8 protein-coding genes and 2 pseudogenes are annotated in these 6000 nt (G+C 57.8%); 6 read left to right on the plus strand and 4 right to left on the minus strand.

What is annotated here, in order from left to right; all coding sequences use genetic code 11:
* The first annotated feature begins 120 nt into the window (after positions 1-120).
* Positions 121-498: a VOC family protein gene (locus ASC97_RS17660; RefSeq protein WP_057469662.1), complete on the plus strand. Its 378-nt coding sequence runs from the start codon at positions 121-123 to the stop codon at positions 496-498.
* A 65-nt stretch (positions 499-563) separates the two neighbouring features.
* Here the strand turns inward: ASC97_RS17660 and ASC97_RS17665 are convergent.
* The 4 genes and pseudogenes from ASC97_RS17665 to ASC97_RS17680 all read right to left on the minus strand — a co-directional run.
* A pseudogene (locus ASC97_RS17665) lies at positions 564-1022 on the minus strand (phosphohydrolase); the annotation flags it as partial.
* A 51-nt stretch (positions 1023-1073) separates the two neighbouring features.
* Positions 1074-1835, minus strand: a complete 762-nt coding sequence (locus tag ASC97_RS17670; protein ID WP_082530045.1) for an alpha/beta fold hydrolase — start codon at positions 1833-1835, stop codon at positions 1074-1076.
* Positions 1836-2028: 193 nt separating this feature from the next.
* On the minus strand, positions 2029-2520 hold the full coding sequence (locus ASC97_RS17675; protein ID WP_443216752.1) for a GlcG/HbpS family heme-binding protein: 492 nt from the start codon (positions 2518-2520) through the stop codon (positions 2029-2031).
* A 12-nt stretch (positions 2521-2532) separates the two neighbouring features.
* Positions 2533-3231: a type 1 glutamine amidotransferase domain-containing protein gene (locus ASC97_RS17680; RefSeq protein ID WP_057469664.1), complete on the minus strand. Its 699-nt coding sequence runs from the start codon at positions 3229-3231 to the stop codon at positions 2533-2535.
* Between the two features lie 147 nt (positions 3232-3378).
* On the opposite strand from ASC97_RS17680, the gene ASC97_RS17685 reads away from it, so the two are divergent.
* The 5 genes and pseudogenes from ASC97_RS17685 to ASC97_RS33100 all read left to right on the plus strand — a co-directional run.
* Positions 3379-4281: a LysR substrate-binding domain-containing protein gene (locus tag ASC97_RS17685; RefSeq protein ID WP_057469673.1), complete on the plus strand. Its 903-nt coding sequence runs from the start codon at positions 3379-3381 to the stop codon at positions 4279-4281.
* 274 nt (positions 4282-4555) lie between these two features.
* Positions 4556-4729: a hypothetical protein gene (locus tag ASC97_RS34695; protein WP_200959494.1), complete on the plus strand. Its 174-nt coding sequence runs from the start codon at positions 4556-4558 to the stop codon at positions 4727-4729.
* Between the two features lie 10 nt (positions 4730-4739).
* Positions 4740-5216, plus strand: a complete 477-nt coding sequence (locus ASC97_RS17690; RefSeq protein WP_082530042.1) for a zeta toxin family protein — start codon at positions 4740-4742, stop codon at positions 5214-5216.
* Positions 5200-5415, plus strand: coding sequence for a type II toxin-antitoxin system prevent-host-death family antitoxin (locus ASC97_RS17695; protein WP_057469665.1), 216 nt, complete (start codon positions 5200-5202; stop codon positions 5413-5415). Before ASC97_RS17690 ends, ASC97_RS17695 begins: the two co-directional genes overlap by 17 nt.
* A pseudogene (locus ASC97_RS33100) lies at positions 5412-5814 on the plus strand (type II toxin-antitoxin system VapC family toxin); the annotation flags it as partial. The gene ASC97_RS17695 and the pseudogene ASC97_RS33100, both read left to right, overlap by 4 nt.
* Positions 5815-6000: the final 186 nt, after the last annotated feature.

Raw genomic sequence — 6000 nt, forward strand, 5'->3', positions numbered from 1 at the left:
GGCCGCGCGATCAGTCGGTGCTGCCCGGCCTTCAATCGCACCTGCACCAGCGCGGCTTCCTCGGATGCCCACTGGCGACCCCGTGTCGGAACGTACCAAATCGCCCATGGGAAAATGACAATGATCATCGATCGACTGGATCACTTGGTTTTGACTGTATTGTCCATAGACAGCACCGTGAAGTTCTACACCACTGTGCTGGAAATGGAGCTCGTCGAATTCGGAAATGGTCGGAAAGCCCTGATTTTCGGCAACCAGAAGATTAACCTGCACCAGAAGGGCCACGAATTCGAGCCGAAGGCTCTTGCGCCAACACCCGGCTCGGCCGATCTTTGCTTTATCACGTCAAACAGCCTGGAAAATGTCGCAGAAAAGATCAGGGCGATGAATATCGAGATTGTCGAAGGACCGGTCGCCCGGACAGGCGCAACCGGCCCGATCAAGTCAATCTACCTTCGCGATCCAGACCAAAATCTGATCGAGATATCAACCTACTGAACCGATCGCATGTCCATCCAGGGCGGAGCGAAAACTTGCGTCTCTCGGCCCGAATCGTGATTCGGTCAGGCCTTCCAGCCAGAGCATCGTATGACAGAGCAAAAATTGCCGCGGTGAAAGTGCGGTTCCTTGTCGGCGATCACATCCGCCTTGACGTTGCCGAAAGTCGTGCCGGGCTTGTGCTTGATCCCATCGTAGAAGGCCTCGATGATGTCTTCCTTGAACTTCGTGGTGCGCGGAAACGCAGATACCACAGCCTCGCGGAGGTCGTCAGTGTACTGATCGTAGGTCAAGCCCAGAACATCCATCTCGACGCCCGCCGTGGTCAACGCGATCACTGGGTGCATGAACTCAGGCACGCCCGGCGTCGTGTGCAGTGCGATTCCTGCCCAGACCTTCTCGATGTCGGAAGGGGTCGACTTCAGAAAATCGCGAGCGGCGTTCGCGCCGTCAACCTCGAAGCGGAGATCAGCGCTGCTGTGCGAGGGCATCAGCCCGACATCGTGGAACATCGTCGCCGCGTAGTGGTGAGCATGACGGGCCGGCCAGGCAGACCGCCCGTCATGATGTTGAGATTATTTCGCGGCCTCGATGATCAGCTTCGCCACCACGTCCGGGTGCGACAGCATCACGACATGGCTGGCAGCCACCTCGACGGCTGCCGCCTTGAGGCGCTTGACTTGGTCTCGCTGGAGCTGCGGCGGGATCACCTTATCGTCAGTGGATACAACCTCGAAGGAAGGGACCGTGTGCCAGGCTGCCTGTGTGACGGGCGTTGAAACGGCCTTCACGCCAAATGCACCCTGTGTGGCCGCTATTAATGCACGCTCGCTGCGAGGCAGATCTGGCGCGAAGTAGTCGAAGATGCCTTCATCGGTGAATTTCAGATATCCGGCATCATCCTTCACGATGAATGGCCTGCCGGGGGCGTCCGGATATGGCTTCTGGGTATCGAGCACCGACTGGCCGACCTCTGGTGCATAGGCAGCAACGTAGACCAGCGACTGCACCTTAGGATTGACACCCGCCTGTGTGATGACGGCACCGCCGTAGGAGTGACCGACCAGCACGACCGGTCCTTCAGCATCGGCAATGGCCCGGTCGGTGAAAGCAACGTCATTTTCCAGTGTGTCCAACGGGTTCTGGACCGCCACGACCTTCAATCCTGCCTTTTTCAGAAGCGGGATGACCTTGTTCCAAGAAGAACCATCCGCAAATGCGCCGTGAACGAGGACAACGGTCTTGGCCTTGAAGCCTGCCGCAGCCGCGGGCAGGGCGACACTGGCTGTGATTGCAACGACGGCCACAGCCGAGATGAGGGAGTTCAGGAGTTTCATTTCATACATCCTTTTTGAGAAATCATGGTGATCGGAGGAGAAATTGAGCGCGCAGTTGTCCGATCCCGAAACAACCTCGGTTGAAATCGGGCGCTACAATGCGCGATTAAGGGTCAAGCCGCAGACATGGGCGTTGGCGACGGGTTTAGATTATCGGGGCCGAATGCTATTTGGCTCTAGCCCCTTGGTTGGCCTAGGCGCCACAGGAGACAAGACGTTCGGTCAGAATCCCTGCGCCAGTCTCCGCGATGGCAACGTCTTCTGCGACGGTGCCACCGCTAACGCCGATCGCGCCGATTACCTGCCCCTGGAATTGGATAGGGATGCCTCCTCCGAACACGACCACGCGACCATTGTGGGAATGCTGAATTCCGAAGAGCTCCGCGCCCGGTTGAGCCAATACGCTCAGCCTGTCAGTCCCGTTGTTGAAGATCTGAGCGGTGAACGCTTTGTTGATCGCCAGTTCAACGGATCCCGTCATGGCTCCGTCCTGGCGCTCGAAGGAAAGCAGGTAGCCGTCCGGCCCAATGACGGCGATCGAACATGGGACATTCAAGGCGGTCGCCTGGGACATTGATGTCTCGATCATCTCGCGGGCATGCGCAACCGAAAGTGTTGGTTTGAGGCTGATTATTTCGATATCCGATTTTCGCGTGGCCGACCGTCGTCTGTGGCGGCCGGCCACGACGCTGAATGATCAGGTTGCCCGGATCCGGGTCTGGCGCAAGGCGGTGAGCAGAGCTTCCGCCGCCTCGCCGGAAGATCCCGGGTTCTGCCCGGTAATGAGCTGACCATCCACGACCGTATGAACGCCCCAGTCTTTCACCTTGGAGAACACAGCACCTTGGGCGACGAGTACGTCCTCGACCAGGAAAGGGACCACCTTGGTCAGACCAACGCCTTCTTCTTCGGTGTTTGTGAAACCTGTAAGGTATCGTCCCTGAGCAAACGGCGAGCCATCGGCATTCTTGACATGGCGTAGCACACCAGGAGCATGGCAGACCAGCGCAATTGTCTTGCCGGCGGTGATGAAGGATTCGATCAGCGCGATGGAATTCTTGTCTTCAGCCAGATCCCACATCGGTCCGTGACCGCCGGGATAGAAGACTGTGTCGAAATCCTTCTGGTCGACTCTGTCGAGGCGCACCGTCTGGGCGAGTTGAGCGTTGGCGTCGGCGTCTGCCTTAAAACGCGCCGTCAGCTCGGTCTGGAACATCGGTTCGTCGCTCTTCGGGTCGAGCGGCGGCTGGCCGCCCTTGGGCGAAGCAAGCGTGATCTCGGCGCCAGCGTCCTTGAAGACATAATAGGGAGCTGCCAGCTCCTCCAGCCAGAAACCGGTCTTGCGGCCGGTGTCGCCGAGCGTATCGTGCGAGGTCAGTACCATGAGAACTTTCATCGTCTTATCCTTTGTTTGTCGCGGCCGAACCGGCTTGGATTGTCGATCAGCGCTGCTGGCCTTTCGATGAAGTGATCATCGCAGGTGAAGAGATATTTGAGAAATTTACTTGTTGGATTCTAGATATTCATGTGCGATTATATCTGTATGAAATACGATCTGAACCTTCTGCCCGTCTTCCTGGCTCTCATGGAGGAGCGGAGCGTCACCCGCGCTGCCAGCCGTCTTGGAATCACGCAGCCTGCGCTGTCGAATTCGCTCAATCGGCTGCGGGACATGCTGAAAGATCCATTGTTTATCCGCGAACGCTACGGCATCAGACCGACACAGCTTGCCGAGGAGATTGCGCCGACGATCGAGGCAGCGCTGGCTCAGCTCGACGATCTCGTCGTCCACCAGCAGGATTTCGATCCGGCAAGCGCGGAGCGCCTTTTCCTGATCGCGCCAAACAGCTATGTCGAACTGGTGTTGATGCCAGCGCTGGTGGCAAGCCTGCGAGAGCAAGCTCCGGGGATCAAACTTCGCATGACGCCTTTCGGCAACGATCTCGCCGATACCGGAGTGATTTCGGGGACGACGGCGATGGTGCTGGGAAGGGTTATCGACCCACCGGACAACCTCGTCGTCCAGCATCTCATGGACGACGGCCTTGCCTGCATCGTACGTCGCGACCATCCGGATGTCGGTGCTAGCCTGACGCGGGATCTTTACGAGAGCCTTAAACACGTCAACGTCCTGCCACCCGGTCGCATTCGCGCGGGCGTATTCCAGGCGTTGGGGCAGCAGAATCTTAAGCGCGAGGTTGCTGTCTCCGTCACGCATTTCCTGTCAGTTCCCGAGATGGTCGCGGTGACCGATTATTGCGCAACATTGCCGCGCCTGATCTGCCGCAGCCTCGAACGCGACCCTCGTCTGAAGGTTGTTGAAGCACCTGTCGACCTCGGAACATTCCCGGTCGAGATGGCCTGGCACGTCCGATACCGTCACGATCCAGCGCACAGGTGGCTCAGAGGTGTGGTGAGTGAACTTGCCAAAGGCCTGGTAGCGTAACAGAAGCCGATTCCGCGTTTCGCTCGTCCGCGAAAAAATATCGCCTTGATGGGATCAGAACCGTCGACAACTTGACCTGCTTTAGCTAAGCCGCTGGTTTGTTTGAAACTCTTTTTGCATAAGCCGCTATTATGGAGCGACTAGCTTCGGCGCTTGAAGGCCGTCTCCCGCTACCTGTTAGATCCAGTGTTGCTGTCGGCGGAACCTGGCGGGAGTGGAATTTGCAGCGGATGGCGTGAAGCGCTATATTCGATATAAGGAAAGGAGATCTACGATGCTTTTGAAGAAGTACCGCGAAAACAAGGAAGCGCTGAAGCAGATTGGCCGGGAAGCTCTTGCCGAGAGCCGTCGCATGGGTTTGTCAATCTCCGCCAAGGACAGGCAGAACGAGGCAAAGGATCGGTCGACAACCGAGCGCAAGGATCGCGCCCCGGCGACGGTGAGGTAGCAGTCGCTTAATGCCGGAATTGTCATGCATCCTCCTCGCAGGGCCGAATGGCTCTGGCAAGTCTTCCGCGTTCGCGAAGCTCGATCTCGAAGGTGTCTGGATCAACGCAGATGAAATCGCCAAGACGATACCCTCGGACCACGATGGCAGATCGACGGACATGCAGGCTGGCAGAGCCGCACTCCTGAAAATTGCCGAGATGATCGAAACCCGGCAAAGCTTTATTTTCGAGACGACACTGAGCAGCCTGCAATCAATACGGTTGATGCAGGAAGCAAAGGCGGCCGGGTTCACAGTAGGACTGTACTACGTCGCGCTGGATTCCGTTGAGACGAATGTCGAGCGCGTTAGGCAGCGTGTCCTCAAGGGCGGTCATGACATTCCTGAAGAAAACATCCGCAGGCGGCATAAGGGGTCGCTGATGAAGCTGACCGAAGCCCTGAGGATCGCGGATGAAGTCCTGCTGATCGATAACAGTGGCCTGTAAGAAAGCCGCCCAAAGTGGACCTGTGATCATCACGGATCGGGGCAGGCCTTCGCACGTGCTGATGACCTATGACGACTTCAACCGTCTTTCCGGCAAGAGTCGCAGTTTAGTCGAGGCTCTGTCCATGCCCGGGCTTTCCGAAATCGATTTCTCGCCCGAGCGTGTCGAGATTTATTCGCGCACGGTGGATCTGTCTTGACCTATCTGCTGGATACCAATGTCATCTTGGAACTGCGCAAGATCGGCGACGGCAAAGCCGACGCAAATGTCGTGGCCTGGGTGGCGAGAAGATGCGGCCTCCTTCTTCCTCGCTGCAATTACCATTCTTGAATTGGAGCGTGGCATCCTTGGTGTACAGCGGCGCGATGTCCTGCAGGGTGCCCGGTTGCGGACTTGGCTCGACAGCCATGTCCGGCCTGAATTTGCCGGCCGGATGATTGCCATTGACGATGCGGTTGCGACGCGCTGCGCCCATCTGCACATTCCCGATCGGCGCAATGAAGTCGATGCTTCGATTGCGGCGACCGCTCTCGTGCATGGGCTCACAGTGGTCACCCGCAACGTCAAGGACTTCGACGGGACCGGCGCGATCATCGTACGTGGGGCAAAATCGGTGGCAGCATTTCGGCGACCGCCCATAGAAATTGTGCATAACCCGGCGCGTAGAATCCTGTTGGTCGGCGCAGGGATTCCTAAGACGGGGCAAATCATGATTCGGTCCGGGGATGGCAAAGAAACGGCTCCCCTCCCCCGAGCATGCCGACACGCTTTCACTGAATGCGTT

The organism is Rhizobium sp. Root1203, from assembly GCF_001424945.1.
In the GTDB taxonomy this organism is placed as follows: Bacteria; Pseudomonadota; Alphaproteobacteria; order Rhizobiales; family Rhizobiaceae; genus Rhizobium.

What these genes read in the sequence shown, in the direction of transcription:
- ASC97_RS17685 (WP_057469673.1), top strand. Translation starts at nt 3,379, where the DNA reads ATGAAATACGATCTGAACCTTCTGCCCGTCTTCCTGGCTCTCATGGAG.
- ASC97_RS17690 (WP_082530042.1), top strand. Translation starts at nt 4,740, where the DNA reads ATGCCGGAATTGTCATGCATCCTCCTCGCAGGGCCGAATGGCTCTGGC.
- ASC97_RS17660 (WP_057469662.1), top strand. Translation starts at nt 121, where the DNA reads ATGATCATCGATCGACTGGATCACTTGGTTTTGACTGTATTGTCCATA.
- ASC97_RS34695 (WP_200959494.1), top strand. Translation starts at nt 4,556, where the DNA reads ATGCTTTTGAAGAAGTACCGCGAAAACAAGGAAGCGCTGAAGCAGATT.
- ASC97_RS17680 (WP_057469664.1), bottom strand. Translation starts at nt 3,231, where the DNA reads ATGAAAGTTCTCATGGTACTGACCTCGCACGATACGCTCGGCGACACC.
- ASC97_RS17670 (WP_082530045.1), bottom strand. Translation starts at nt 1,835, where the DNA reads ATGAAACTCCTGAACTCCCTCATCTCGGCTGTGGCCGTCGTTGCAATC.